At 70.0% G+C, this 26,150-nt stretch carries 23 protein-coding genes, 1 tRNA gene and 1 pseudogene; 4 read left to right on the top strand and 21 right to left on the bottom strand.

Annotation, left to right across the window (positions count from 1 at the left end; all coding sequences use genetic code 11):
* Positions 1-146: 146 nt before the first annotated feature.
* The 5 genes from yjfF to AB0J39_RS11065 all read right to left on the bottom strand — a co-directional run bounded on the left by yjfF (position 147) and on the right by AB0J39_RS11065 (position 5,981).
* Positions 147-1,136 (bottom strand): galactofuranose ABC transporter, permease protein YjfF, encoded by a 990-nt coding sequence (yjfF, locus tag AB0J39_RS11085; protein WP_363463238.1) that lies wholly within the window; start codon positions 1,134-1,136, stop codon positions 147-149.
* The gene (locus tag AB0J39_RS11080) at positions 1,133-2,179 is read right to left on the bottom strand and encodes an ABC transporter permease (RefSeq protein ID WP_363463236.1); all 1,047 of its coding nucleotides are present in this window, start codon (positions 2,177-2,179) and stop codon (positions 1,133-1,135) included. The genes yjfF and AB0J39_RS11080 overlap by 4 nt, the downstream gene beginning before the upstream one ends.
* A complete protein-coding gene (locus AB0J39_RS11075; protein WP_363463235.1) occupies positions 2,176-3,687 on the bottom strand; it encodes a sugar ABC transporter ATP-binding protein in 1,512 nt (503 codons plus the stop codon). The genes AB0J39_RS11080 and AB0J39_RS11075 overlap by 4 nt, the downstream gene beginning before the upstream one ends.
* Positions 3,688-3,913: 226 nt before the next feature.
* Positions 3,914-4,918: an ABC transporter substrate-binding protein gene (locus tag AB0J39_RS11070; protein ID WP_363463234.1), complete on the bottom strand. Its 1,005-nt coding sequence runs from the start codon at positions 4,916-4,918 to the stop codon at positions 3,914-3,916.
* A 76-nt stretch (positions 4,919-4,994) separates the two neighbouring features.
* Entirely contained in the window at positions 4,995-5,981 is a 987-nt protein-coding gene (locus AB0J39_RS11065) for a LacI family DNA-binding transcriptional regulator (RefSeq protein WP_363463286.1), read from the bottom strand.
* Positions 5,982-6,236: 255 nt separating this feature from the next.
* Between AB0J39_RS11065 and AB0J39_RS11060 the strand changes: the two genes are divergently transcribed.
* A complete protein-coding gene (locus AB0J39_RS11060; RefSeq protein ID WP_363463233.1) occupies positions 6,237-10,007 on the top strand; it encodes an alpha-L-arabinofuranosidase C-terminal domain-containing protein in 3,771 nt (1,256 codons plus the stop codon).
* A 208-nt stretch (positions 10,008-10,215) separates the two neighbouring features.
* On the opposite strand, the gene AB0J39_RS11055 is transcribed toward AB0J39_RS11060, so the two are convergent.
* The 8 genes from AB0J39_RS11055 to AB0J39_RS11020 all read right to left on the bottom strand — a co-directional run bounded on the left by AB0J39_RS11055 (position 10,216) and on the right by AB0J39_RS11020 (position 17,662).
* Complete coding sequence (locus tag AB0J39_RS11055; protein WP_363463232.1) at positions 10,216-11,250, bottom strand: LacI family DNA-binding transcriptional regulator; 1,035 nt, start codon at positions 11,248-11,250, stop codon at positions 10,216-10,218.
* Positions 11,251-11,403: 153 nt separating this feature from the next.
* Positions 11,404-12,294 (bottom strand): EamA family transporter, encoded by an 891-nt coding sequence (locus tag AB0J39_RS11050; RefSeq protein ID WP_363463231.1) that lies wholly within the window; start codon positions 12,292-12,294, stop codon positions 11,404-11,406.
* Between the two features lie 220 nt (positions 12,295-12,514).
* The gene (locus tag AB0J39_RS11045; protein ID WP_363463230.1) at positions 12,515-13,270 is read right to left on the bottom strand and encodes a dienelactone hydrolase family protein; all 756 of its coding nucleotides are present in this window, start codon (positions 13,268-13,270) and stop codon (positions 12,515-12,517) included.
* 205 nt (positions 13,271-13,475) lie between these two features.
* The gene (locus tag AB0J39_RS11040; protein ID WP_363463229.1) at positions 13,476-14,138 is read right to left on the bottom strand and encodes an SRPBCC family protein; all 663 of its coding nucleotides are present in this window, start codon (positions 14,136-14,138) and stop codon (positions 13,476-13,478) included.
* A gap of 74 nt (positions 14,139-14,212) precedes the next feature.
* Entirely contained in the window at positions 14,213-15,574 is a 1,362-nt protein-coding gene (locus AB0J39_RS11035; protein WP_363463228.1) for an MFS transporter, read from the bottom strand.
* A gap of 172 nt (positions 15,575-15,746) precedes the next feature.
* Positions 15,747-16,133, bottom strand: coding sequence for a hypothetical protein (locus AB0J39_RS11030; protein ID WP_363463227.1), 387 nt, complete (start codon positions 16,131-16,133; stop codon positions 15,747-15,749).
* Entirely contained in the window at positions 16,130-16,483 is a 354-nt protein-coding gene (locus AB0J39_RS11025; protein ID WP_363463226.1) for a hypothetical protein, read from the bottom strand. Before AB0J39_RS11025 ends, AB0J39_RS11030 begins: the two co-directional genes overlap by 4 nt.
* 84 nt (positions 16,484-16,567) lie before the next feature.
* Positions 16,568-17,662, bottom strand: coding sequence for a glutamate--cysteine ligase (locus AB0J39_RS11020; protein WP_363463225.1), 1,095 nt, complete (start codon positions 17,660-17,662; stop codon positions 16,568-16,570).
* A 145-nt stretch (positions 17,663-17,807) separates the two neighbouring features.
* Here AB0J39_RS11020 and AB0J39_RS11015 point away from each other — a divergent pair, with 145 nt between their 5' ends.
* The gene (locus tag AB0J39_RS11015; protein ID WP_363463224.1) at positions 17,808-19,193 is read left to right on the top strand and encodes a hypothetical protein; all 1,386 of its coding nucleotides are present in this window, start codon (positions 17,808-17,810) and stop codon (positions 19,191-19,193) included.
* 7 nt (positions 19,194-19,200) lie between these two features.
* Here the strand turns inward: AB0J39_RS11015 and AB0J39_RS11010 are convergent, their stop codons facing one another.
* From AB0J39_RS11010 to AB0J39_RS10990, 5 genes are all read right to left on the bottom strand, one after another.
* Positions 19,201-19,995, bottom strand: coding sequence for a family 16 glycosylhydrolase (locus AB0J39_RS11010; RefSeq protein WP_363463223.1), 795 nt, complete (start codon positions 19,993-19,995; stop codon positions 19,201-19,203).
* 109 nt (positions 19,996-20,104) lie between these two features.
* Positions 20,105-20,177 (bottom strand) — tRNA-Ala (locus AB0J39_RS11005).
* Between the two features lie 91 nt (positions 20,178-20,268).
* The gene (locus AB0J39_RS11000; RefSeq protein ID WP_363463222.1) at positions 20,269-20,904 is read right to left on the bottom strand and encodes a histidine phosphatase family protein; all 636 of its coding nucleotides are present in this window, start codon (positions 20,902-20,904) and stop codon (positions 20,269-20,271) included.
* A gap of 25 nt (positions 20,905-20,929) precedes the next feature.
* Positions 20,930-21,334, bottom strand: a complete 405-nt coding sequence (gene rsfS, locus AB0J39_RS10995) for a ribosome silencing factor (protein ID WP_169984765.1) — start codon at positions 21,332-21,334, stop codon at positions 20,930-20,932.
* Between the two features lie 132 nt (positions 21,335-21,466).
* Positions 21,467-21,988 (bottom strand): winged helix-turn-helix domain-containing protein, encoded by a 522-nt coding sequence (locus tag AB0J39_RS10990; protein ID WP_363463221.1) that lies wholly within the window; start codon positions 21,986-21,988, stop codon positions 21,467-21,469.
* Between the two features lie 71 nt (positions 21,989-22,059).
* Between AB0J39_RS10990 and AB0J39_RS10985 the strand changes: the two genes are divergently transcribed.
* Positions 22,060-23,289, top strand: coding sequence for an MFS transporter (locus tag AB0J39_RS10985; RefSeq protein WP_363463220.1), 1,230 nt, complete (start codon positions 22,060-22,062; stop codon positions 23,287-23,289).
* 25 nt (positions 23,290-23,314) lie between these two features.
* Here the strand turns inward: AB0J39_RS10985 and AB0J39_RS10980 are convergent, their stop codons facing one another.
* Positions 23,315-23,863, bottom strand: a complete 549-nt coding sequence (locus tag AB0J39_RS10980; RefSeq protein ID WP_363463219.1) for a hypothetical protein — start codon at positions 23,861-23,863, stop codon at positions 23,315-23,317.
* Between the two features lie 158 nt (positions 23,864-24,021).
* Positions 24,022-24,633: a nicotinate-nucleotide adenylyltransferase gene (nadD, locus tag AB0J39_RS10975; RefSeq protein ID WP_363463218.1), complete on the bottom strand. Its 612-nt coding sequence runs from the start codon at positions 24,631-24,633 to the stop codon at positions 24,022-24,024.
* Between the two features lie 106 nt (positions 24,634-24,739).
* Here nadD and AB0J39_RS10970 point away from each other — a divergent pair, with 106 nt between their 5' ends.
* Positions 24,740-25,759, top strand: coding sequence for a M48 family metallopeptidase (locus tag AB0J39_RS10970; protein ID WP_363463284.1), 1,020 nt, complete (start codon positions 24,740-24,742; stop codon positions 25,757-25,759).
* A 48-nt stretch (positions 25,760-25,807) separates the two neighbouring features.
* Here the strand turns inward: AB0J39_RS10970 and AB0J39_RS10965 are convergent.
* Positions 25,808-26,150, bottom strand: a pseudogene (locus AB0J39_RS10965) (serine/threonine protein kinase); the annotation flags it as partial.

Raw genomic sequence — 26,150 nt, 5'->3', positions numbered from 1 at the left:
TGTTGGTGAGGGCACGGCAGAGCTGGGTGTGGCTGCTGCCGATGGAGGGAGTGGGTTCACAGAACCTACCAAATCGACTCAAAGTTCACTGGTGTGACCTGCACCTTTGCCAAATCTATAGACGTATCGTCCGTATGTCGCGGTGCTCACCGGCGTGAGCGGCCCAGGAACAGCCGTTGCAGCAGGATGAAGGCGAACAGCAGCACGCCGATGAAGATCTTGGTCCACCACGAGCTCAGTGTGCCTTCGAAACTGATGATCGTTTGAATCAGGCCGAGCACGAGCACGCCGAGCACGGTGCCGAGCAGATAGCCGCTGCCGCCCGTGAGGAGCGTGCCGCCGATGACGACCGCCGCGATCGCGTCCAGTTCCATGCCGACGGCCCCGAGCCCGTAGCCCGACAGGGAGTAGAAGGCGAACAGCAGGCCGCCGAGGGCGGAGCAGAAGCCGCTGATCGTGTAAACGGCGATCTTCGTGCGGGCCACCGAAAGGCCCATCAGGAGGGCCGACTGCTCGCTGCCGCCGGTCGCGTAGACGCTGCGGCCGAGCCGGGTGTAGTGCAGCACGAACGCCGCGATCAGCACGACCACGACGGCGATCAGCGCGCTCGGGGAGACCGACAGGTCGCCGCCGAGGCCGACCCGCGTCTGGGCGATCGCGGTGAACGTCTCGTTCTCGATCGGGATCGAGTCGGTGCTGATCGTGTAGCACAGGCCGCGCGCGAGGAACATTCCGGCCAGCGTGACGATGAACGGCTGGATCTCGAAGTAGTGAATGATCGCGCCCATGCCCAGGCCCAGCACCGCGCCGATCGCCAGCACCAGGACGATGACCCCCAACGCCGGCCAGCCGTCCCTCAGCAGACTCGCCGCGACCATGGTGGAGAGCGCGACGACGGACCCGACCGACAGGTCGATGCCGCCGGTGAGAATGACGAACGTCATCCCGACCGCGACCACCAGCAGGAAGGCGTTGTCGATGAAGACGTTGAGGATGATCTGCCCGGTCGCGAAGTTCTCGTAGCGGATGCCTCCCGCCACGAACATCGCCACGAACAGGCCCGCGGTCACCAGGACCGGGATGTACTTCTGCGGGACCGTGCGATGCAGGCCCGGCAGGCCGGTGATGCTCGTCACGCCGAGACCCTCACCTTCTCTTCGGTCGCCGGGCGCGCCTCGACCGTGCGCATGCGGCGTTGGAAGACCTTCGCGCGGAAGGCCGGGGACTGGATCAGGCAGACCACGGTCACCACGAGCGCCTTGAACAGCAGCGTGGTCTCCGGCGGAACGCCGATCGAGTAGATCGTGGTGGTCAGCGTCTGGATGATGAGGGCGCCCAGCACGGTGCCGCTCAGGGAGAACCGGCCGCCGGCCAGCGAGGTGCCTCCGATGACGACGGCGAGGATGGCGTCCAGCTCGATCCACAAACCGGCGTTGTTGCCGTCGGCGCTGGAGACGTTCGAGCTGATCATCAGGCCCGCGATGCCGGCGCAGAGCCCGCAGAAGGTGTAGACCGTGATCAGCACGCCGCGGGCGCTGATGCCGGCCAGCCGGCTCGCCTCGGCGTTGCCGCCGACGGACTCGATCAGCAGGCCCAGCGCCAGCCGCCGGGTGAGGAACGCGGTGAGGGCGAGGACCACCGCCACGATGATGATGCCGAACGGCAGCGTCAGCCAGTAACCACCGCCGATCAGCTTGTACGGCGAGCTGTTCACCGTGGTGATCTGGCCGTCGGTGATGAGCTGCGCCAGACCGCGCCCGGCGACCATCAGGATCAGCGTCGCGATGATCGGCTGGATCCCGATGCCCGCGACGAGGAAGCCGTTCCACGCGCCGAGGACCACCGACAGCACGAGCGCGAGGCCCACGGCCCCGAGCACGCCGGCCACCGAGTTCTGGTCCGACAGATCGCTGATGCGCAGGCAGGCCAGGGCGCCGGCGATCGCCACGACGGAACCGACCGACAGGTCGATGCCGCTGGTGGCGATGACGAGCGTCATGCCGAGCGACACCAGGATCAGCGGAGCGCCGAACCGGACGATGTCGATCAGGCTGCCGTAGAGGTGCCCGTCCTTCATCTGGATCTTGAAGAAGTTGTCGGTGAAGAACAGGTTCAGCGCCAGCAGCGCGACCAGGATCACCAGGGGCCAGAACAGGCGATGTTTGAGGAACCCTCTCATGACCGAGCTCCGCTCGCGATCGTCTCCGTCAGGCTGTCGGTGGTCAGGCGTTCGTCGTTGTCGATTTGGGCGACCAGCTTGCGGTCGCGTAGCACGCCGACCTTGTGGCTGAGCCGCAGCACCTCCTCCAGTTCGGCGGAGATGAACAGCACGGCCATCCCGCCGTCGGAGAGCTCGGCGACCAGGCGCTGGATCTCGGCCTTGGCGCCGACGTCGATGCCGCGGGTCGGCTCGTCGAGGATGAGCAGGCGGGGCTCCAGGATGAGCCAGCGGGCCAGCAGCACCTTCTGCTGGTTGCCGCCGCTGAGATTTCTGATGAGCTGGTCGGGGTTGGCCGGGCGGATGTTCAGCGCGGCGATGTACTTGTCGACCAGCTCGTCCTGCTTGCGCCGCGGGATCGGCCGGGTCCAGCCGCGCGCGGCCTGCAGGGCGAGGATGAGGTTCTCGCGGACGGTGAGGTCGGGGACGAGCCCCTCCGCCCGCCGGTTCTCCGAGCAGAAGGCCAGCTTCCGGGAGACCGCGGCTCGGGGCGTGCGCAAGCTGACCTGCTCACCGCCGATCTTCAACGTGCCCGTGCCCGCGTGGTCGGCCCCGAACAGCAGCCGGGCGATCTCCGTACGGCCCGAGCCGAGCAGTCCGGCCAGGCCGACGACCTCGCCCTCGTGGATGGTGAGCGTGAACGGCTCGATCGCCCCGGAGCGGCCCAGCTCGGCGGCCTCCACCAGCGGCGCGGCCTCGCGGGCCGGCGGGCGGCCCTCCAGCTTCTCCAGGTCGGCCAGCTCACGGCCGATCATCTTGCCGACCAGCTCGACCTGGCTCAGCTCACTGGTGAGGTACTCCCCCACGAGCTTGCCGTTGCGCAGGATCGTCATCCGGTCGGAGATCTCGTAGATCTGGTCGAGGAAGTGCGAGACGAACAGGATCGCGATGCCCTGATCCTTGAGCCGGCGCATCACCCGGAAGAGCTGGGCGACCTCCCCGGCGTCGAGGCTGGAGGTCGGCTCGTCGAGGATGAGCACCTTCGCGTCGATGTCCACCGCGCGTGCGATCGCCACCATCTGCTGGATCGCCAGCGAGTACGACGACAGAGGGGCCGACACGTCGAGGTCGAGTTCGAGGCGGGCGAGGATCTCCGCCGCCCGGCGGCGCATCTTCTGCCACTGGATCCGGCCGAAACGGCGCGGCTCGCGGCCGATGAAGATGTTTTCCGCCACCGACAGGTTGGTGCAGAGGTTGACCTCCTGGTAGACGGTGCTGATGCCCGCCTGCTGGGCGGCGAGCGGGCTGTGGAAGACGACGCGCCTGCCCTCCAGCTCGATCTCGCCGGCGTCGATGTCGTACACGCCGGTCAGCACCTTGATCAGGGTCGACTTACCGGCGCCGTTCTCCCCCATCAGCGCGTGGACCTCGCCCGGCAGCAGCCGGAAGTCGACGCCGTCCAGTGCCTTCACGCCGGGGAACTGCTTGCCGATCCCGCTCATCCGCAGGATCGGCGCGGGTGCGGCCATGCGGCGCCCCTCTCTCCTCTGTGTTTCCCGCTCACCATCGGGGCGCTCACGCCCGCCCGGTCGCGCCGGAGGCGCGCATTCGAACGCCTCCCTCGTCGTGCTCGGTCGCCTCGCTCCCGCGCACTCCTCAGTCCAGATCGGCGGCGCGCCCCTCAGGATCGCGCGATTCTCGTGACTTGTCCTCGCGGGAAGGGCCGCCCCCGCGTGGGGACGGCCCGGAACCCGATCAGTACTTGCGGTTGGGCAGGGCCTCCTTGGCCTGCTCCTGGGTGAAGGTGGTCTCCTCGGTCACCACCCGCTGGGGCACCTGCTCACCCTTGACGACCTTCTTGGCGAGGTCCATGAGCTGGGTGCCGAGCAGCGGGGAGCACTCGACGATGTAGTTGATCTTGCCGTCGGCGAGGGCCTGCATGCCGTCGTGGACCGCGTCGACCGTGATGATCTTGATGTCCTTGCCAGGCACCTTGCCCGCACCCTCGATCGCCTCGATGGCGCCGAGGCCCATGTCGTCGTTGTGCGCGTACAGCACGTCGATCTTGGGGTTGGACTTGAGGAAGGCCTCCATGACCTCCTTGCCCTTGGCGCGGGTGAAGTCGCCGCTCTGCGAAGCGATGATCTTGAACTTCGGATCGGCGGAGATGATCTCCTGGAAACCGGACTTGCGGTCGTTGGCGGGCGCGGAGCCGGTGGTGCCCTCAAGCTGGACGATGTTCACCTCGTCCTTGCTGTCCTTGTACTGGTCCACCAGCCACTGGCCGGCCTTCTTGCCCTCCTCGACGAAGTCGGACCCGAGGAAGGTCTTGTACAGGCTGGTGTCCTTGGAGTCCACGGCCCGGTCGGTGAGGATGACCGGGATCTTCGCGTTCTGCGCCTCCTTGAGGACGGTGTCCCAGCCCGACTCCACCACCGGCGAGAAGGCGATCACGTCGACCTTCTGCTGGATGTAGGAGCGGATGGCCTTGATCTGGTTCTCCTGCTTCTGCTGAGCGTCGGAGAACTTCAGCTCGACGCCGGCGGTCTTGGCCGACTCCTGGATGTCCTTGGTGTTGGCGGTACGCCAGCCACTCTCCGCGCCGACCTGGGCGAAGCCCATTACGATCTTGTCGTCGCCACCGGACGAGCCGCCGGCCGAGCCGCCGGCCGTCGTCGAGCCGTCGTCGCTGCTACCGCAACCGGCCATCGTCAGGGCCGTGGCGCCGGCCAGGATCAGTGCCGAGATCCTCTTCAACACTGTGGGATCCTTTCATTTCTGTTAGCGCTAACACCCCAGGTGGGCGCAGCGCTGATTATTCGTTGTCTCCGTACGGCTAGCGCGCGGCCGTGCTTCCCCTGAACACGAACTGGGGAGGCACGACGAGACGCTCATGGGGGAGCGACTCGCCCGACTCGATCTGCCTGAGCAGCACGTCGATGCTGCGCCTGCCGACGGCCCCGAAGTCCTGTCTGATGGTGGTGAGCGGCGGGGAGAAGAACTCCGACTCAGGGATGTCGTCGAAGCCCACGATGCTGATCTGCTCGGGGACCTTCACCCCCTCCTCCGTGAACGCGCGCAGGAGCCCGAGCGCCATCTGGTCGTTGGCGACGAACACCGCGGTGACGTCGCCGGCCATGGCGGCGAGCTGCTTGCCGGCCCGGTAACCCGAGCGCGGGCTCCAGTCGCCGGTCAACGAGCCGGGGACGGGCCGGCCCGCGGCGGTCAGGACCCCGCGCCAGCCCTCGATCCGGCCCTCGGCCTCCAACCAGTCGGCCGGGCCGCTGACATGCCAGACGGTCTCGTGTCCGAGGTCGAGCAGGTGCGAGGTCGCCAGCCTGGCGCCCTCGACCTGGTCGACGCTGACCACGGAGACATCGCCCTGATGCCAGCCCTCGACGGCCACGGCGGGCATGCCCGCCGGCAGGTCGTCGAGCGCCCGGGCCGCCGAACGCTGCGGGGCGACGACGACGATGCCGTCCACCCCCTGCTCGGCGAGGTAGCCGATCGCGTCGTTCACACCGGCCCTGTCGATGGTTCGCAGGCTCACGATGCTGACGAAGTAGCCCGCGTCCCTCGCGGCCTGTTCAATTCCGTATACCGTGCTCGCGGGGCCGTACAGCGTCGTGTCGAAGCTGACCACGCCCAGCGTGCGCGAGTGCTTGGTGACCAGTGCCCGGGCGACGAGGTTGCGGCGGTAACCGAGCTGGTCGATGGCCCGCATGACCCGGGTGCGGGTCTCGGCGCGGACGTTCGGATGGTCGTTGAGCACCCGCGAGACCGTCTGGTGCGACACCCCGGCCAGCCTGGCCACGTCGGCCATGACGGGCGGGCGGCGGTCGACGTTCGGCCTCACTGGCGCTCCTCTCAAGTGCTTGGGAAGACTGTGAGCGTTAACACGACCTCCCGTCAAGGAGGCGGCCGGTTACGGTCCGGTCACACCGAAACATCGCGTTAACCTCCTATTGACGGACATGCCATAGGGCTCTTAACTGGGGGCCGAATCCAGCTTGTTAGCGCTCACTATGCGATCACCCGGCGATGTTAGCGCTAACAGACTAGCGGAGGAGCCCCCCACATGATCAGAAAGGCCTGGTCACTGGCCTTATCGGCGGCCCTGTTGAGTGGCACGGTGAGCGGCGTGCTCTTCACCACGCCCGCTCAGGCCGAAACCGCCGACCCGGTCCCCGCGGGCGCGGCCGTCGACCAGTTCGACGCCGCCGCGCTCGGTCCCGACTGGCAGGTTCTCAACCCCGACGACACGCAGTGGTCGCTGCGCGAGCAGCCCGGCAGCCTGCGACTCCACTCGCTGAAAGGCGACACCTACCAGACCGACAACTCGGCCAGGAACATCTTCCTCATGGACGTCCCCGCCGGGGACTTCGAAGTCGTCGCGAAGTTCAGCGCCCCGGTGGCGCTCGACTACCAGAGCGCCGGCATCTTCGCCTGGCAGGACTGGGACAACTACGTCCGCACCGGCCTCGCCCACGTCGGATCTTCCGGCGGCAACGTGATCGAGACCGACACCGAGGTCAAGGCCGCCTTCACCGCGGCGTTCGCGAGCCGCCCCGGCTCGACCGGGGAGATCCTGAAGCTGACCAGGTCGGGGAACGAGTTCACCAGCGCCTACTGGGACGGCTCCGGTTGGGTGCAGGCGTCCAAAGTGGCCGCCACGCTCAACGTCAAGCAGGTCGGCCTGTTCGCGCTGTCCGCGCAGAACGGCACGCCCGTCACGGCCGACTTCGACTACTTCGCCGTCAAGACGGCCGAGGGCAGGACGGTCGTGCCGTCCGGGCCGTTCACGCTGCGCGCGGCCGGCGCCACGCCGTACCTGTCGGTTGCCGAGGACGGGCGGGTGGCCGCCTCCGGCGCCCAGGGCATGACGAGCCTCGCGCTCACCGCCGAGGACAAGGGCGACGGCACGGTGGCGCTCGAGGACCTGAACGGCAAGGGCTACCTGCGCGTCGCCGGCGACTCCACGCTGCGCCTCGGCTCCGCGGCCGGAGCGTTCCGGCTCCGTGACGCGGGCGGCGGCAAGGTGTACCTGTCCGCCGGGGACAAGCAGATCGCGGTGAGCGACGGCACGCTCGTCGCCACGGCCCGGGACTCAGCGGCACAGGGAACGAAATTCCAGGTCGAGGGTTACGCCGAGGACGTCGGCGAGCTCACGGTGGACACCACCGCGGCCGGCACCAAGGTCGGCCCCAACCTGTACGGCATCTTCTACGAGGACATCAACCACGCGGCCGACGGCGGCCTGTACGCCGAGCTCGTACAGAACCGGTCCTTCGAGTTCAACTCGGTCGACAACCGGAGCTACAACGGCCTGACCGCGTGGACCAAGGTCGAGCGCGGGGGCGCGACCGGTACGGCCGCGGTCACCGGCGATCAGCCGCTGAACAGCAACAACCGCAACTTCCTGCGGCTCGACATCGCCACGCCCGGCACCGGCGTCGGCGTGCGCAACGCGGGCTTCAACAGTGGCATCGCCGTGCAAACCGGCAAGGAGTACGACCTGTCGCTGTTCGCCCGGCGCACCAGCGGCGGCCCGATCACCGCGACGATCGAGAACGCCGACGGCTCGAAGGTGTACGGCACCGCCACGATCGACGCGCGGTCGGCCGAGTGGAAGAAGTACACCGCGACGATCACCGCGAGCGAGACCAGCGACGCGGCACGCCTGGTCGTGCTGGCCGGCGGTGCCGGCCGGGTCGACCTCGACATGATCTCGCTGTTCCCGAAGGACACCTTCAAGGGCCGCCCGAACGGCATGCGCAAGGACCTCGCCGAGACGATCGCGGCGCTCAAGCCGCGCTTCCTGCGCTTCCCCGGCGGCTGCGTGACCAATGTCGGCACCTACGACCCGTACTCGCTCAACCAGGACCGGCGCCGCATCTACCAGTGGAAGGAGACGCTCGGCCCGGTCGAGGAGCGGCCGACCAACTTCAACTTCTGGGGCTACAACCAGACGTACGGCATCGGGTATTACGAGTACTTCCAGTTCGCCGAGGACCTGGGCGCCGAGGCGCTGCCGGTCCTGTCGGTGGGTGTCAACGGCTGCAACGAGAATCGGCCGCTGACCGACGAGGCCAAGCTGCGGCGCTGGGTTCAGGACACGCTCGACCTCATCGAGTTCGCCAACGGCCCGGCCGACTCCACCTGGGGCTCCAAGCGTGCCGCCATGGGACACCCCAAGCCGTTCGGCCTGAAGTACATCGGCCTCGGCAACGAGGAGATCTACAACGAGTTCTTCACGAACTATCCCAAGTTCGCGAACGCGATCCGGGCCGAGTACCCGGACATCAGGATCCTCTCGAACTCCGGCCAGACCTCCCAGGGCACCTGGTTCGACCGCATGTGGCAGTTCGCGCGTGACCAGAAGGCCGACCTGGTCGACGAGCACTACTACAACGACCCGAGCTGGTTCCTGGCCAACAACCACCGCTACGACACCTACGACCGCAACGGCCCGCATGTGTTCGTCGGGGAGTACGCCTCGAAGGGCAACACGTACTGGAACGCGCTGACCGAGGCGTCGTACCTGACCGGCATCGAGCGCAACTCCGACGTCGTCGAGCTCGCGTCGTACGCGCCGCTGCTGTCCAACGTCGACTACGTCAACTGGACGCCGGACCTCATCTGGTTCGACAACGACCAGGTGTACGGCTCGCCCAGCTACTACGTGCAGCGCATGTTCTCCCGCAACGTGGGCGACACCGTGCTGCCGAGCACGTACAAGGCGAGTCCCCTGCCGGTGGACGACATCAAGGGCGCCATCGGCCTCGGCTCCTGGAGCACCCAGGTCCGCTACGACGACGTCAAGGTGACCGGAGCCGACGGCACGGTTCTGTTCAGCGACGACTTCTCGAACGGCGCGGGCAAGTGGACTCCCGGTCAGGGGACGTGGGGCGTGCAGGACGGCGCGTACGTCCAGACGGCCGGCGTGACCGACGCCCGGTCCACGGCCGGCTCGGCGGACTGGTCCAACTACACACTGGAGGTCACGGCCCGCAAGACCGGCGGCGCCGAGGGCTTCCTGGTGATGTTCGGCGCGAAGGACACCGGCGACTTCTACTGGTGGAACATCGGCGGCTGGAACAACACCCAGTCGGCCATCGAGAAGGCCACCAACGGCGCCAAGTCGTCGATCGCGACCTCCGGCACGACCGTCCAGACCGGCCGCGACTACACGATCAAGATTCAGGTCGCCGGGCGGCGCATCACCACCTGGCTGGACGGCCAGAAGATCAACGACTTCATCGACAACGCCTCCGTCGAGCCGCTCTACCAGGTGGTCTCGAAGGACAGCGACACCGGCGACGTCGTGATCAAGGCCGTCAACGTCCAGGACACCGCCGTGCGCAGCATGATCGACCTCGGCAACGCCAAGATCGCGCCGAAGGCCGTCGTCACCTCGCTCACCGGTGACCCCGCCGCCGTGAACTCGCTCACCGAGCCCACGAAGATCGCCCCCGTCGAGCGGGAGGTGAGCGGCTTCTCCGAGTCGTTCACCTACGACTTCCCCGCCCACTCGGTGACGTTCATCCGCCTCGGCGAAGACACACGGGCCGACACCACCGTCACCGCCCACGCCTCGCCCAAGCAGGTGAAGCAGGGCAAGAAGGTCCAGGTTCACTACAGCGTCAGCCCGAAGGGCGCGACCGGCGAGGTGACCGTGTCCGAGGGCGCGACCATCCTCGGTGAAGGCACGCTCAACCCGGGCGGCCAGGGCAAGACCGAGCTCGGCCTCGACCTGCCGGCCGGCACGCACGAGCTCACCGTCTCCTACTCCGGTGACGCCCGCTTCCGGCCGTCGACCACCACCCTCACCCTGCAGGTGAAACCGTAGGACCCGCCACCCGGGGCGGCCTCCATCCGTGAGCGGCGGCAGGCGTGTCCACGCCTGCCGCCGTTCCTCGCTGTGTCCGATCACCGCAGCGGGCGCCCGCATATGGGACGATCCCCGGAGGAAGGCGTGTTCCACGCGTCCCGCCGGGGGCCTAGACCGGCGGGACGCGGTTTTCCGCCCGGCTCGCTCGCGAGCCGGGCGGAAGCTCTCAGGGGCTCGCGCCGGTGCTCTCCCTCACCACGAGTTCGGGTTCCACCATGCGTCTCGCCTCGCCTTCCGCGCCCGCGATGCGGTCCAGCAGGAGCTGGAACGCCTGCCGTCCGACCTCGCCGAAGTTCTGCCGTACGGTCGTCAGGGGCGGCCAGAAGTAGGCCGCCTCGGGGACGTCGTCGAACCCGACGACGCTCACGTCCTCGGGAACCCGCCGGCCCGCCTCCCGCAGGGCCCGCAGCACGCCCATCGCCATGTGGTCGTTGGCCACGAAGATCGCCGTCACGTCGGGCTCGCGGGCGAGCCGCTTGCCGATCTCGTAACCGGAGTGGGCGGTCCAGTCGCCGACCAGCGGCTCGGGAACCTCTCTGCCCTCCGCCTCCAGCACCGACCGCCAGCCTGCCACCCGGCCGTTCGCGTCGATCCAGTTGGGCGGGCCCGACAGGTGCCACACCGTGCGGTGACCGAGACTGAGCAGGTGGCGGGTGGCGCGGGCGGCGCCGGCGCACTGGTCCACCGCCGCCACCGGCACCGGCAGGTCCGATCCCCCGCCGACGTCGACCACCGGGAGCCCCGGGGGAAGGTTCCGCAGCCCCTCGGCGGCCGACTCGTGCGGCGCGACGACGATGACGCCGTCCACCGACTGGGACCGCAGACGGTCGATCCCCCTGGTGATCCACCTGCGGTTGAGCGCGGGCAGGCTGGCGATGCTGACGAGGTAGTCGCTGTCCCTGGCCGCCTGCTCGATGCCGAACAACGTGGAGGCCGGGCCGTACAACGTGGTGTCGAAGCAGACGACCCCCAGCACGCCCGAGCGGCCGGTCACCAGGACCCGCGCCGCCGAATTGGGCCGGTAGTCCAGCTCGCGGACCGCCGCGAGAACACGCGCGCGGGTCTCCGGGCGCACCTTCTCCGGGGCGTTCAGCACTCTCGACACCGTCATCGCCGACACCCCCGCCAGCTCCGCGACGTCCTCCATGACCGCCGCCCTGGGGCGTTCGGCCGGCTTCTCTCCAGGCCGGACTTTCGTCATCCGCCGCGTCCCCGCTCGTTCGTCAGGTTTCCTGAGTGTTTGCGGTAACAGCGAGCCCTGTCAATACTGACATGACCACTGTTGCGTCACGAGCCTTGCGAAACACGTTCCGCCTGGTGACCGCGTATTCGTACCACTCACGAGATGGTATCGCTAACAGCTCGCTTCGCCCTGCTGTGACGCTCCCGCCGGTTCGCCGCGCAGCTCACCGCGGGCGAGCCAGGCGAGGGCGCACAGGAGCACGACCGCGCCACCAGCCTGTACGGCGGACACGCGCTCCCCGAGCAGCACGACGCCGATGACGGCGGCGACGAGCGGTTCGATGAGGGACAGGACCGACGCCGTGGTGCCGCCCACGACGCGCAGCCCCGCGAAGAACAGCCCGTACGCGAGCGCCGTCGGCACGGCCGCCAGGTAGCCGAGCAGCAGCACGTTGGTCACGGCGTGCCCGGCGGGCAGGAGCCCTCCGGCGGCGGCGAGCGGGAGCAGGCAGGCCGCGCCCCCGGCGAACCCCCACACGGCCACGCCGTCCGCGGGCATCCGGCGGGTCGTGAGGGTGACGAGGGAGTAGGCCGCCGCCGACAGCAGCGAGTAGCCGGCGCCGGCCGGAGTGACCGCGTCCGCCCCTCCCACGAGCATGGCGAGGCCGCAGACGGCGAGCGCGGCGCACGCGAGGCCGGTGCGGCGCAGCGGTTCGCCCAGGAAGACCCGGCCACCGGCCGCCACCAGGAGCGGGGTCGCGCCCATCGTGATCATCGTGGCGACCGCGACCCCGGCCTGGGCGATCGCCGCGAAGTATGCGGCCTGGCAGACCGCCATCGCGGGGCCGACGAACAGCACCGCCCGCCAGGAGGGGCGGCTGCGGGCGACGGCGAGCAGGAGCACCGCGCCGCAGGCGAAGCGCCAGAACGACACGGCGACGGGACTCAGCTGTCCCGCACCGTGCAGCAACGCCCCCGCCGGTCCCCCGGTTCCCCAGGCGATCGCGGCGGTGGACACGTAGACAAGGCCCTGCCGTACGGACAGGGCTGGAGCATGGTTCATCGACGTCTCTCCAGTGAGGTGGGCCCGATTCCCGTACGCGGGCAGGAGCCACCGGCCGGGCCGCCCGGGCCCGGCTCACCGGAGGACGCCGCCCGCTCGCGGGCGGGCGGCGGAGAGACGATCAATGTCACGCGGGCACCGTAACGCGCCCAAGCGGCTCACCGCATCACCATTTAGGCACTTTCGGGGGTGCCGGTGCGCGCAGCCGGAGCAGGAAGGCTTAGTCTTGCATCGTGGCAGCCCGAGGCGAGGTCAGGTCGCCTCGGGCTGTCCGCTCTCCCGGACGCTCCCCGGTGAGGAATCCCAGGATCCGCGCCCAGGCGTCGCCGCAGGCCTCTGTCAGCTCCGGGCGGCCCAGCTCGAAGAAGCTGTGCGGCGCCCCCGGATAGGTGACGAACTCGTGCGCCACCCCGGCACCGTCGAGCGCCTCGCCGAACGCGCTCACCACTTCGGGGGAGATGCCCTCGTCGGCGCCGCCGAACAGTCCCAGGATCGGCCCGCGCAGCTCGCCGGCCATCTGCGTGGGGCCGGGGTTGCCGAACAACACGTCCGGATAGCCGTACAGGCCGATCGTGCCGGCGAGCCCGAAGCCGGGCCGGGCCGCCATGAACGCGAGCCTGCCGCCGAAGCAGAAACCGAGCGAGACGATCTCCTCGCACCCCTCCGCGCGCAGATGCGCGGCGCCCGCGGCGATGTCGGCGAAAAGCCCGTCCTTGTGCGCTCTGCCCAGGTGCTCCATGAAGGGGAAGTCCTCGGGCCGGGGGCCGGTGCCCGCCGTACGTCCGAAATAGTCAATGGCGAGAGCGGTGTGGCCCTGCTCCGCGAGCCGCTCGGTAAGACGCTCGTAGAACCCCGACAACCCCCGGTTGTCCGGCAGGACGAGCACCGCCGCGCCGGACGGACGGCCGGGCCGGGACAGGAAGGCCGCGAATCTCGCTCCGTCGGCCGAGGTGAGAACGGCACGCCCGGAGGTCACGGTCGTACGCGGAGAGCCGTGGACAGGCGGCACGGCATCGGGTTCGTAGCACACGGGCGGCATCCCTATCGATCGATCCAATGAATACACCCGTGAGGCTATAGGAATGTTTTGCCATCATATCATGGCAAAATAAATTTCCGATCTCCCGCAAATAACAAGCCCATCTCCCGAATATCGGGAGATGGGCTTGCCGACGCCTGGATCAGATCACCGGACCGGGCGTGTCACGCGGCGGCAGCGGGCCGGTGCCGGGAACGGGGCCGGTGCCGGGAGCGGGCGGGATCGGGCCGGTGCCGGGCGGCGGCAGCGGCGTCTCGCGCGGATACCCCGGGTTCACGGTCTGGGGCGGCATCGGCTCGCCGATGTCATACCCCGTGCCGGACCCGCCGGTCCCCGTGCCGCCCTGCTGGTGCGGGCCGGGAACCTCACCGCGCCAGGCGCCGGTCTCGCTGCCGCGCGACTCGATGAAGGTCTTGAAACGCTCCAGGTCGCCCTTAACCCGCATGCGGACGATCTGCAGGGCGTCCGCGGCCTTCTCCAGGAAGCCCTCGGGGTCGTACTCCATCTGCAGAGTGACGCGGGTGGTGTCGTCGTCGATCCGGTGGAAGGTGACGACGCCGGCCTGCCGCGGCGTGTCCACCGAGCGCCAGGCCACCCGCTCGTCGGGGTGCTGCTCGGTGATCTCCGCCTCGAACTCCCGGCGGACACCCGCGATCTCGACGACCCAGTCGGTGCGCGTGTCGCCGATCTGCTTGACCGACTCCACGCCCTCCATGAACTCCGGGAAGCTCTCGAACTGCGTCCACTGGTTGTACGCGGTGCGGATCGGGACATTCACGTCGATTGACTGCTCGATCGAGCTCATGCCTTCTCCTTCTCTCGTGGGTTTCTGCACCTACGCCTGCCCCGAGAGGGAGAGGTAAACCCGGATGAGCGGCCTCAGCGGGAGGCCGACCTGCGGCGATCATCTCCTCGGCCCGCACCGCGCCGCCCGGCCGGACGGGTCAGGCGGGGCCGGGCCGCGGTGACGCCGTCACCCGACCGCGCACGCCGCGCCTTGTCGGCGGACCGGCGCATCCGCCCCACCACGAGGTCGCGCACGCCCCGCGAGACGTGGTCGTCGCGCCGCCCGCCGGGCGCGGAGGGAGTCTCGTCTTCCAGCACGCGGTCGGCCGCGGCGTACCACCCGGTGACCACCTGCACGGCGAGCGCGGCGAACAGCAGGCCGAACGGCAGCACCCATCCACCGCTCATCTGGTGCAGCAGGCCGAACGTGATCGGCCCCGCACCCGCGATGAGGTATCCGGCGCTCTGCCCGAAGGCCGACAGCGCGGCGGTGCCCGCCGCGGTGCGGGTCCGCATGGCCAGCATCGCCAGCGCGAGCGGGAACGTGCCCCCGCCGACGGCCACGAGGATCGACCACGCCCACAGCGCCTGCCCGGTGAGCAGGCCCGCGAAGCCCACCGCGTACAGGGCGGCGAAGGCGATCACCATCGGGCGCTGGCCGGACAGCCGGGTCGCCAGCGCGGGCACCGCCATGGAGACGGGGATGCCGAGCCCGGTGAACACGGCGAGGACCAGACCGGCCTGCCCGGCGGTGTAGCCGTTGTCCCGCAGCAGCAGCGGCAGCCAGCCGAACATCACATACGCGATGAGCGACTGCGAGCCGAAATAACCGGCCACGGCCCAGGCGAGCCTGCTGCGCAGGAGGCCGTCGGCTCCGGCCCTCACGGAGGTGTCGCGCCGCTCCGGCTCACCGCGCCTGAGCGCGAGCCACGGAATCGCGGCCACGGCGGCCAGGACCGCCCACACCCCGAGTGCCACATGCCAGTTGCCTCCCGCGGCCTGCTGCACGGGAACGGTCGCGGCGGCGGCGACCATCGTCCCGGCCGCGAGGGCCGTCGAGTAGACGGTGGTCATCGCACCCGCCCGCCGGGGGAAGTGCCTCTTGATCAGTGCGGGGATGACGACGTTGCCGACCGCGCCGCCCGCCAGCGCGACCGTGCTGGCCGCCATGAACGGCACGGCCGAGTCGACGAGGGAGCGCACGGCCTGGCCGGCCGCGAGCAGGACGATCGCGGCCAGCAGCAGCCTGTGTTCCCCCATCCTGCGGGACATCGCCGGCGTCAGGGCGCCGAACAGGGCGAAGCTCATCACCGGCAGCGTGGTGAGGAGCCCCGTCATCGCCCCCGACATGCCGAGACCCGCGCTCACCTCGTCGAGCACGGTCCCAACGCTGGTCACCGCGGTGCGCAGGTTCAGCGCGGCGAGGGCGATACCTCCGGCGATCAGCCACGCCATCGATCCGCGCCGTGCTCCCCATGGTGCCCTCCATGGTGCTCGCAGCACGCCCCTCCGCGTCTCGACGGCACTCATCGCCGCAACATCTCCCCTCATCCAGTCATCCTACGATTTGCACCATACCAAAGCCCCCATCGCTCTCATTTGTTCCCTTGCTTCCCGAGAAGCCGTTTTACGAGCGGCGCACGCCGCGCAGCAGCCAGAGCAGACCGACGACGGGCAGCACGAGCGGCACGAACAAGTACCCGCTGCCGTACCCGGACCACACGGTCGCGTGCGGGAACGCGGCGGGGTCGGCCAGGCTCAGCGTGCCGATCACCAGCACCCCGGCCAGCTCGACCAGGCAGGCGGCCACCGCCAGGCGCCGGGCGCCCCGGGCCAGCGCCACCGTGAGCACGATGTAGACCACTGCGGCGAACGCCGACAGCGCGTACGCCAGCGGCGCCTCGGCGAACCGCGTGGCGATCTGCACGGCGGCGCGGGACGTCGCGGCCAGCGCGAAGACCCCGTACACGGCCACGAGCACGCGCCCCGGCCCGGCGCCGGAAGGAGCGCTCATGCGCCCGCGTTCCAGATCTGCAGCAGCCGCCCGGTCATGACGGCCACGGTGAAGGCGGCCACGGCGATGACCCCCGGGCCCCAGCGCGTACGCTCCGCACGGCCCCACCAGATGGCGGCGGGCGGAATCACCGCGGTGCCCGCGAGGTAGCCGATGAAGGTCGCCTTCTCGGCGACGTGGCCGAGCCCGGCGAGCGCGAAACCCGCCTGCGCGAGCACGGCCAGCTCCAGCAGTCCCAGCCCGGCCAGCAGCACCGACCCCATCGGCCGGTCCCGCACGGCGGTGACGACGGCGGCCAGCGCCAGCAGCAGGGCGGCGCCGATCAGCCAGCCGGAATACGCGCCGTTCACGCCGCACTCGGGGCGGGGATCGCAGATATGGCCAGTGACATGGCCAGTAGGTTATCGGTCCGATCTCCCGCCCCGTCACGTGCACTAGCGCTGCCGGGTCTCGGCGAGCAGCAGGTCGACCGCGTCCTCCGGCTTCCCGTCGACCGCGTACGCCCCCCGCTGACGGGAGGCGGAGCTGCCCCGGCGCAGCGCGGCGTCGGCGAGCTCCGAGACGGTCTCCCAGTCGCCGAGATCCTCCAGGGTCGGCCGCAGTTCCTCCAGCATCCAGGAGATGAGCCGCGGGGCCGGCTCCGGCCGGCTCGTCACCGGTGACAGCAGGTCGCCCTCCAGCCCGTCCCGCGCCGCCCGCCAGTTGGCCGCCCGCAGCAGCGCCAGGCGCTGCTCGCCGACCGGCGGCTCGCCCCGTTCCACGGCCTCCATCTCCCTCGTCATGAGGGCGCGGAAGAACCCGGCGAGCAGCACCACGTCGTCGGCGAGCGGGCAGGAGTCGCAGATGCGCATCTCCACGGTCGGCACGTGGGCGCTGAGCCGCAGGTCGAAGTAGACCATCCCCCGATCCTCGATGACGCCGGAGGCCACCAGGTCCTCGGCCGTCCTGTCGTACTCGGCCGCGTCCGCGAACGGGCCCAGGGGCCCTGCCGTCGGCCAGCGCTGCCAGGTCAGCGCCCGGCTGCTGGCGTACCCGCTGTCCTCGTCCATCCAGTACGGCGAGCTGGCGCTGAGCGCGAGCAGCGGGGGAAGCCACGCCTCGACGCGCTGGGCGGCGAGCACCGCGACGTCCCTGTCGTCGATCTCCACGTGCACCTGCGCCCCGCAGATGAGCTGCTCCTCGGCGAGGAACCGGTAGGACTCCGACAGGTAGCGGTAGCGCTCCCCGGGAGTGAACGTGTAGCCCTCGATGCCGGTGATCGGGGTCGTGCCGGAGGCGATGACGCCCACCCCCAGCGGCTCGCCGGCCGCCACGAGCGCCTGGCGCAGCCGTACGATCTCGGCCCGTACGTCGGCCAGGTCTTCCATCGGGGTGCTGTTGGTCTCCACCACCGACCGCTGCAGTTCGGCCGCGAACCCCTCGTCCGGCAGCCGCTCCAGCATCGACTCCGCCAGCGGCGTCAGCCGCCGGGTCTCGAGATCGACGACAAGGAACTCCTCTTCAACGCCGACAGGCCGTTTCTTCGTCATGACCGATCACTACCCCCGTGGTGCGGAATAGGCCTGACCTGGCGCGTCCCCGCACAGGGAAAGTCAGAGCGCACCGAACCTTTTCCGTGGATGATGACTCTTATCGGTGGGGGCCCGACATTTCCACTACGGGGAAGGAATCGACATGCCTGTCGACCTGTCCAACGGGAAGCCGCTCGCATGGGATTCGGCGAAACTCGACGCCGACACCAAGGCGATGCTCGACAACCTGCAGCCGAACATTCTGCAGGGGCACGTACGGGAGAGCCTGTCCCTGCTGCTGGTGCGCTTCGGCGACGGCCCGGACGGCAGGCGCTTCCTGCGCTCCCTCGTGCCGCTGATGAAATCGGCCAGGAAGCACCTGGAGGAGGTCCGCGACTTCAACCGCTCGAAGAAGCCCGGCACGCCGTACGTGGGCGTGGGAATCAGCAAGCTCGGCTATCTCAAACTGGGCGAATCCACCACGAAATTCACCGACAACGCGTTCAAATCGGGAATGAAGCGGCGTAAGGACACGCTGAGCGACCCCGCGGTCGGCGCCTGGGAGAAGCACTACCAGGAGGAGATCCACGCGATCGTGCTGATCGGCGACGCCACATCCGAGCCGGTCGCCGCCACCCGCACGCGGGTCCTCGCGCTGCTGCCGAAGACCGCGAAGATCGTCGGAGAGGAGAAGGGCGAGGGCCTGCGCGACGCCCAGGGCCGGGGCATCGAGCACTTCGGCTACGTGGACGGGCGCAGCCAGCCGCTGTTCCTCGCCGACCAGGTGGCCGCCGAGTCCGGCACCAACTGGAACCCGTTCTTCCCGCTGAGCCACGTGCTCGTGGCCGACCCGCTCGCCCCACACCCGAGCCGGCACTTCGGCAGTTATCTCGTCCTGCGCAAGCTGGAGCAGAACGTCCGCGCGTTCCGCGAGGCCGAGGAGACCCTCGCCGACGCGCTGGGGCTGAAGGGCGACGACCGGCCGCTCGCGGGCGCGATGCTGGTGGGCCGGTTCCGCAACGGCACCCCGCTGCGGCTGCACGGCAAGCCGAGCTCCGAGGGCCACCCGGTGCAGAACGACTTCAGCTACCGCGACGATTCCGGGCCGAAGTGCCCGGTGAGCGCGCACATCCGCAAGGCCAACCCGCGCGACTCGCGGGACGGCGGGCTGGAGCGCGCGCTCGGCGTCATGATGGCCCGGCGCGGCCAGACGTACGGCAGGCGCACCGACAGGCCGTGGGACGACGCGCCCCCGGCGACCAGACCCACGGGCGGGGTGGGCCTGCTGTTCATGGCCTTCAACTCCAGCCTGCAGGCTCAGTTCGAGTTCACCCAGCAGACCTGGGCCGACAATCCCGATTTCCCGGCCGAGGGCACCGGCCACGACCCGGTGATCGGCCAGGGCAAGCGGGACGTCAAGGTGCGCTACCCGAAGGCATGGGGCGACACGAAACTCAGCGCGCCCCAGCGGCAGATCCCCCAGACCGTGACGATGAAGGGCGGCGAGTACTTCTTCATGCCGTCGCTCGCCTATCTCAAGAGCCTGTGACCCACCGTCAGGCGCGGGAGCGCCCGACGTAGACGTTGCGGGCGCGGTAGTACGTGGCGGCGCTCGGGCCCGGGGAGCCGGACGAGCCCTCCATCTGCAGGTTGATGATCAGCCACATCGGCTTGCCGACGAAGCCACGGGCGTGGTGGACGGCCTTCCACTGGCCGTCCACGTAGTAGTGGATGTCCACGTCCGTGGCGCTCACCTTGGTGATCCACGCCCGATAGGTGTGCCAGGAACCGGGCGACGACACGCCCACGATCGTGCTGTCCACATCGGACGAGGTCCGGAACGTGTTGAACCAGTTGCGGCTGTCGCCCTTGAACTCCAGGATGTCGCTCTCGGGCGGCCAGCTGTTCACCCCGGTGAGCCAGAACGCCGGCCAGGTCCCCCGGGACGACGGCGCCTGGAAGTCCCCCTTGACCTCCCAGTTGGGGAACTGGTCGTTCACCACGACCTGGTCGCGGGCGTGGATCGCGCCGGAGTGGTAGTGGATCGCCGGATGCGGGTCGGCGGTGCTCGTGCCCTCGTCCCAGGTGATCCTGGTGGCCGTCAGCGTCAGCACCCCGCCGGACAGCGATATGTGGTTGTGGTCGCTCGACGAGCCGTACATCCGGGCGGAGCCGTTGTGGTCGGACCCCCAGGGATACAGGTACTTCCACTCCGACTCCAGAGCGGAGTAGCCGGCGAACGAGCCGGTGTCGACGACCGTCTCCCACGCCGCCGCGTGCGCCGGGGCCGGGGCCGTGAGGGCCGAGCCCGCCACGGCGGCCGCGAGGAGGAGGGCACTGTGACGTCTCACGCCGGAAGAGTCGGACAGCGGCCGGAGGCGAGTCAACGTCCGCGGCGGGGCCCTGCGCGGGCCCGCAGGTCACGCGAGAGACGAGCGTGAAAGTTCCAGTCGTCGTGAGTGGAGCTATGGGGATTCGAACCCCAGACCCCTTCCATGCCATGGAAGTGCGCTACCAGCTGCGCTATAGCCCCTTGCCACCGCTCCGGGTGCTCCCGGCGCGGCGCTCGGAGAGCATATAGGTATGCCCGTCCGTTTACCTAATCGTCACCGGTCACACCCGTATCAGGCGTCGGCGGTGGCGGCCGGGCTGTCGTCGCTGCTGATCGGCTCCGGCAGCGTGCCGGCGTTGTGCTCCAGCAGGCGCCAGCCGCGGCGGCCCTCCTCCAGGACCGACCACGAGCAGTTGCCCAGGCTGCCGAGCGCGGACCACAGCTCCTGCGGCAGCCCGAGCAGCCGGCAGATGCCGAGCCGCAGCGCGGCGCCGTGCGAGGCGACGACCAGCAGGCCGTTCTCGTCGAGGCGGGACGCCCAGCGCCCGATCGCGTCGGCGACGCGATCGGCGACGTGCGCCACGTCCTCGCCGCCCGGAGCCTCCCACGCCTCGTACTCGACCGGCCAGCCCGCCCTGATCTCGTCGCGGGTCAGGCCCTCCCACTCACCGCCGCCGCGTTCGCGCAGGTCCTTGTCCACGGCGACGTCGAGTCCGGTGAGCCGGCCGAGGGCCGACGCGGTGTCGTACGCGCGTCGCAGGTCGGAGGAGACGAGCATGGTGGGCCGCAGCGCCGCGAGCAGGGAGGCCGCCCTGGCCGCCTGCGCGACGCCGGTCTCGTCCAACGCGATGTCGGTGTGCCCCTGGAAGCGTTTCTCGACGTTCCACAGCGTCTGCCCGTGCCGCAGGCAGACGACGCGACGGCTCATCGCGCCGCCCCGATAATGGCGTTCGTCACCGGGCCGCTCCGTGCCCGCGCTGCTCGGCCACGCGCTTGACGCTCTCCGGCAGTTCGATGGACGGGCAGTCCTTCCACAGGCGCTCCAGCGCGTAGAAGTTGCGGTCCTCCTCGTGCTGCACGTGCACCACGATGTCGAGGTAGTCGAGCAGGACCCAGCGCCCCTCCCGCTCGCCCTCACGGCGTACGGGCTTGGCGTCGGCCTCGACGCGCAGGCGCTCCTCGATCTCGTCGACGACCGCCCGGACCTGGCGGTCGTTGGAGGCGGAGCAGAGAAGGAAGGCGTCGGTGATGACGAGCTGTTCGCTCACGTCGTAGGCGATGATGTCGTCGGCCAGCTTCTCGGCGGCGGCCTCGGCCGCCACCCGCACGAGCTGGATCGATCTCTCGGATGCTGTCACGATTCGGTTCTGTCCTCCGTTGACGGGCTCTTACCAGGGTGCACAGTTCGCGTGTCCCCTACAACCGGCTTTCCCGGGGAGACCCTACCGGCACACCTCGGCGATTCCGGAGTTATGCCCGGGATCAGGAATTCAACGTCCTTCGGAGCCCGTGGATTCCAGCAGAGGAAAGGCCGCGACAGTGGCGCCGACCCGGATGGTGCCCGGCGTGCGGGGGGCCGCCGCGCCCTCGTGCAGGTCGACGATCGCGGCGAGGATCCTGGCGCGGACGTCGTGCCACAACTCGGGCTCGACCCACAGCTCGGCGTCGGCCGTCACCCCCTCCTCGTCCGCGCGCCGCCGCCCGGCCCGCTCGCGCAGCGCCCTGGCCAGTGCCTCGGCCAGCAGCGGGAAGCCGTCCAGTTGCTCGGTCAGCGGTGTTCCCCTCGTCGCCCGGTAACGGCGCTCACGGCCGCCGCGCCGGACGCGTACGTCGGCCAGCTCGGCCAGCCCGGCGTCGTCCAGGCAGCGCAGGTGGTGACTGGCGAGGGCGTGGGAGATGCCCAGCTCACGGGACAGCTCGGCCGCCGACATGGGCGTGCCCCACATCAGCGAGAGCATGCGCAGCCGCACCGGATGCGCGAGCGCCCTGAGCTTGGGATCCGCCTCCGTCATGGCGGAAAGTAAACACCATCACGACCCCCAAGCATTGACTTGGGGGTTGTCTGCGGCGATCATCGATCGTCGTGAAAGCCGCTCTCGCCGACCACAACGCCCGTCGTTACCTGAGCGCCGTCGTGGGCTCCGGTTTCGGCACCATGGCCCTGTCCCTGGTCGCGGGCATCTGGGTGAAGTCGCTGACCGGGTCCGACAGTCTCGCCGGTCTCACCGCCTTCTGTTTCTGGGCGCCGACGGCGGCCGGACCGGCCCTCGGCGCGCTGGTCGACCTCCTCGGCGCCCGGCCCGTGCTGATCTGGACCAACGTCGTGATGGGCGCGGCGCTCTGCCTGCTCTTCCTGGTCCGCTCCCCCGGGCAGGTCTGGCTGCTGTTCGCGGTGCTGGTGCTCTACGGCGTGAGTTTCGTCCTGCTCGACGCCGCGGAGGCGGCCGTCCTGCCCGCGGCCGTGCCGGAGGCGCTGCTGCCCGCGGTCAACGGGCTGCGCATGAGCGCGTCGGAGGGCACCCGCCTCGCCGCGCCCCTGCTCGGCGCCGGGCTTTTCACCGTCGCGGGCGGCGACGCGGTGGTCGCGCTCGACGCGGCCACCTTCGCGGCCGGCGCCTGGCTGCTCGGCTCACTGCGCCTGCCCGCCGCCCCCGCCCGGCGCGCCCGTGTGACGCGCGGCTGGGCGGCCCGGACCGCGGACGGGGCGCGATTCCTGTTCGGCGACCCGCTCCTGCGCCGCCTCGTGCTGTCCGGGGCGGCGCTGATGCTGGTCTCCGGCGTCAGCGGGGCGGTGGTTTTCGCCGTGGTCGACCAGGGTCTCCACCGGGAGCCGGGCTTCACCGGCGTGCTGTCCGCGATCCAGGGCGGCGGCACGATCCTCGGCGGCCTGATCGCGGGGCCGGTGCTGCGCCGGATCGGGGAGGCGCGGCTGTCCGCCGCCGGAGGGCTCCTCTTCACCGTCTCGGTGGCACTGCGCGCCACCCCCTGGGAGCCCGTCGTGGCGGTGGCGAGCCTGCTGTCGGGGCTGGGCCTGCCCTGGGTGCTGGTCGCCGCCTTCACCGCCGTACAGCGGATCACACCCCGCGACCTGCTCGCCACGGTGTCCGCCACCGCCAACACCGTGCTGTTCGTCCCGACCGCTGTGGGGATGGCGCTCGGCGCCGGGCTCCTCGCCCTGACCTCCTACCGTCCGCTGCTGTACGCGGCGGCGATCGGCGGCGCGCTCGCCGCGGCGTGCTGCCTGCGCCCCGGGCTCCCGCGTTCCGACGGAGCGCAGCGATCACCCCGCGATGGCCGATCCGACCTCGCCTGACTCTCCCGGCCCTGCCGGGCGGACATCAGACACAGATCACGTAGACGCTGCCCTTGGCTTTCCTGGCGACGGCAAGCCAGCCCGTCGGCTTGTCCTTGGACACGAAAGGAGCACTCGCGATGATCTCCCGGCCGTTCTCCGCGGGCTCGTCGAGAAAGAACCCTCCGCCCGTCGCGGTCTTCCCGCCGGGACAGTAAACGATCTTGTTCCCCCCGCCGGGAAAGTCGAAGTCCGCACGCTCGACGCTCGCCTTGACCGAGTCGGCCGGTCCCTGGGGAAGGCTCTCGTTCCACGAAAGCTTGCGTTCGCCGGCTTTGCACGTGGTCGTCTCGGCGACGATGCGCACGTCGCCCGATCTGTTCTTGACGCAAGCGTGGATGACGTCCGCGTCCGAGGACGCGGCGGCGATGCCGCCCGCCGCGAAGAGGGACCCGGCGAGCACCCCGACCGTCAAAGCGGCGATCGTGCGTCCACCCGAAGACTTGATGAGCATGGGATACGCCCCTCCCGAGAAAACGCGCCTCGACGCGTCAGGACAAGCCGGTGTCTCTGCCCTGCCGTCCGCGGCGGCCACGGCGGCCAGGCGTTGTCCACCGGCGAGTGCAGTCTGGGACAGGCCTCTTGCAACCGGCTTTCAGGGAGGTTGCCCCACACGGAGCGGCGGAGAGGGAGGGTCGAGCCCGGTGCTTCCCCGTGGTCGCGGCGCCCGAGCCGCGGTGGACGAGGGGTCGGTCAGGACTCCGGATCGCGGTACAGGCGGCGCTTGTTGATGTACTGCACGATGCCGTCGGGGACCAGATACCAGATGGGCTCCCCGGCGGCCACCCGGTCGCGGCACTCGGAGGAGGAGATCGCCAGGGCCGGGATCTCGACCAGGCTGACCTTGCCCGCCGGCAGGCCGGGGTCCTTCAGGGTGTGACCGGGCCGCGTGCAGCCGACGAAGTGCGCGATGGTGAACAGCTCGTCGACGTCGCGCCAGCTGAGGATCTGCGCGAGCGCGTCGGCGCCGGTGATGAAGTACAGCTCCACCTCCGGGCCGTACACCGCGGCGATGTCCCGCAGCGTGTCGATCGTGTACGTCGGGCCGGGCCGGTCGATGTCCACCCGGCTGACCGAGAAGCGGGGATTCGAGGCGGTGGCGATGACCGTCATCAGGTAGCGGTCCTCGGTCGAGGACACGGTCTGCTCGGCCTTCTGCCAGGGCCGGCCGGTCGGGACGAACACCACCTCGTCGAGATCGAAATGGTGGGCCACCTCGCTCGCCGCCACCAGGTGGCCGTGGTGGATCGGGTCGAAGGTCCCGCCCATCACGCCCAGTCGCCGGATCGCCGTCCCGTTTCGCATGCACGGACGATAACGCGCCTACCGGACCACACCCGAAACCGGCCCCTGCCCGGACGGCCCGGGCTCCTCACGGCGTCCCGCGCGCGTCCGGCTCGTGAGACATAGCATGCGGGACATGACCACTCCCGATCGCAATCGCGTGCAGCTGACCGGCATCAGCTCACGAGCCTACGAACATCCCGCCGACCGTTCCGCCCTGGTCGCGATGCGTTCGCTGTCCGGCTTCGACGCCGTGCTCAAGCGCACGTCCGGCCTGTTCAGCGAGCGCCGGCTCCGGCTGATGTTCCTGGCCTCCGCGGTGCGCACCACCGACACCCAGTTCCGCGCCCTGCACGACATGGGCCGCGACAGCGCCTACATCCTCGACCTGCACAGGATCCCCGAGATCTACGTGCAGCAGGACCCCAAGGCGTACGCGATGGCGATCGGTTTCGACGAGCCGTTCATCATCGTCTCGACGGGGCTGCTCGACCTGATGGACGAGGAGGAGCTGCGCTTCGTCATCGGCCACGAGACCTCGCACATCCTGTCGGGCCACGCCGTCTACGGCACGATGCTCGCGATCCTGACCCGCCTGGCCACGCGGGTCGCCTGGATCCCGCTCGGCTACATCGGCCTGCGTGTCATCGTCGCCGCGCTGGAGGAGTGGCAGCGCAAGGCGGAGATGTCCGCCGACCGCGGCGGCCTGCTCGCCGGGCAGGACCCCGACGCCGCGCTGCGGGCGCTCATGAAGCTCGCCGGCGGCTCGCGCCTGCACGAGATGAACATCGAGGCGTTCCTCGACCAGGCCAGGGAGTACGACACCGCGGGCGACGTGCGGGACGGCCTGCTGAAGGTCCTCAACATGCTGGGCACGACCCACCCCTTCGCGGTGACCCGGGTCGCCGAGCTCGACCGGTGGCGTCGCAGCGGCGAGTACGAGCGCATCATCGCGGGCGACTACCCCCGTCGGGAGGACGACGCCAACGCCAAGATCACCGAAGAGATCAAGGCGGCGGCCAACTCCTACCGCGAGTCCTGGGCCCAGTCGCAGGACCCGTTCATCGGCGTGCTGCGTGACGTCGCCGAGGGCGCGGTCAACGCCGGCGAGCGTATCTTCAACCGCTTCGCCCGCCGCGAGAACTGACCCTCGGGACGCGCCCGCGGGCTGCCCGCGACCGTCAGAGGAAGGCCGTCAGAAGAAGAAGGCCACGGCGCGCACGGCCGCCGCGCAGAGCGCGACGAAGCCGCCCAGGACGGCGAGCGCGCGCAGGCCCTCCCGCCGCAGGCCGGGAATGGCCGCTCCCGCGCGCTCGATCTCGCGGCCGATGATCGCGCCGCTGACGACACCGAACGCGACGCCGGCGATGGTGACGGGCACCGGCCTCGTCCACCACTCCGGCTCCAGTCGCGCCCCCGAGCCCGCCCACAGCGCCGCGAACGCCGCCGCGGCGGCGGGCAGTCCCGGCCACGCGGCGGCCGACAGCAGCGAGCCCGCCAGCGTGAGCGGGAACGTCAGCGCGCGCAGGAGTGCGCGG

The sequence above is a fragment of the Microbispora sp. NPDC049633 genome (assembly GCF_040675265.1).
GTDB lineage: Bacteria > Actinomycetota > Actinomycetes > Streptosporangiales > Streptosporangiaceae > Microbispora > Microbispora maris.
The sequence above is the reverse complement of the archived record's forward strand: the minus strand, read 5'-3'. Positions and strand labels throughout refer to the sequence as shown.

Excerpts from the sequence above, each read along its gene's own strand:
- AB0J39_RS11080 (WP_363463236.1), bottom strand. The coding sequence starts at position 2,179 with ATGAGAGGGTTCCTCAAACATCGCCTGTTCTGGCCCCTGGTGATCCTG.
- AB0J39_RS11075 (WP_363463235.1), bottom strand. The coding sequence starts at position 3,687 with ATGGCCGCACCCGCGCCGATCCTGCGGATGAGCGGGATCGGCAAGCAG.
- AB0J39_RS11065 (WP_363463286.1), bottom strand. The coding sequence starts at position 5,981 with ATGGCCGACGTGGCCAGGCTGGCCGGGGTGTCGCACCAGACGGTCTCG.
- AB0J39_RS11060 (WP_363463233.1), top strand. The coding sequence starts at position 6,237 with ATGATCAGAAAGGCCTGGTCACTGGCCTTATCGGCGGCCCTGTTGAGT.
- AB0J39_RS11055 (WP_363463232.1), bottom strand. The coding sequence starts at position 11,250 with ATGACGAAAGTCCGGCCTGGAGAGAAGCCGGCCGAACGCCCCAGGGCG.
- AB0J39_RS11050 (WP_363463231.1), bottom strand. The coding sequence starts at position 12,294 with ATGAACCATGCTCCAGCCCTGTCCGTACGGCAGGGCCTTGTCTACGTG.
- AB0J39_RS11040 (WP_363463229.1), bottom strand. The coding sequence starts at position 14,138 with ATGAGCTCGATCGAGCAGTCAATCGACGTGAATGTCCCGATCCGCACC.
- AB0J39_RS11035 (WP_363463228.1), bottom strand. The coding sequence starts at position 15,574 with ATGGCGTGGCTGATCGCCGGAGGTATCGCCCTCGCCGCGCTGAACCTG.
- AB0J39_RS11030 (WP_363463227.1), bottom strand. The coding sequence starts at position 16,133 with ATGAGCGCTCCTTCCGGCGCCGGGCCGGGGCGCGTGCTCGTGGCCGTG.
- AB0J39_RS11020 (WP_363463225.1), bottom strand. The coding sequence starts at position 17,662 with ATGACGAAGAAACGGCCTGTCGGCGTTGAAGAGGAGTTCCTTGTCGTC.
- AB0J39_RS11015 (WP_363463224.1), top strand. The coding sequence starts at position 17,808 with ATGCCTGTCGACCTGTCCAACGGGAAGCCGCTCGCATGGGATTCGGCG.
- AB0J39_RS11000 (WP_363463222.1), bottom strand. The coding sequence starts at position 20,904 with ATGAGCCGTCGCGTCGTCTGCCTGCGGCACGGGCAGACGCTGTGGAAC.
- AB0J39_RS10990 (WP_363463221.1), bottom strand. The coding sequence starts at position 21,988 with ATGACGGAGGCGGATCCCAAGCTCAGGGCGCTCGCGCATCCGGTGCGG.
- nadD (WP_363463218.1), bottom strand. The coding sequence starts at position 24,633 with ATGCGAAACGGGACGGCGATCCGGCGACTGGGCGTGATGGGCGGGACC.
- AB0J39_RS10970 (WP_363463284.1), top strand. The coding sequence starts at position 24,740 with ATGCGGGACATGACCACTCCCGATCGCAATCGCGTGCAGCTGACCGGC.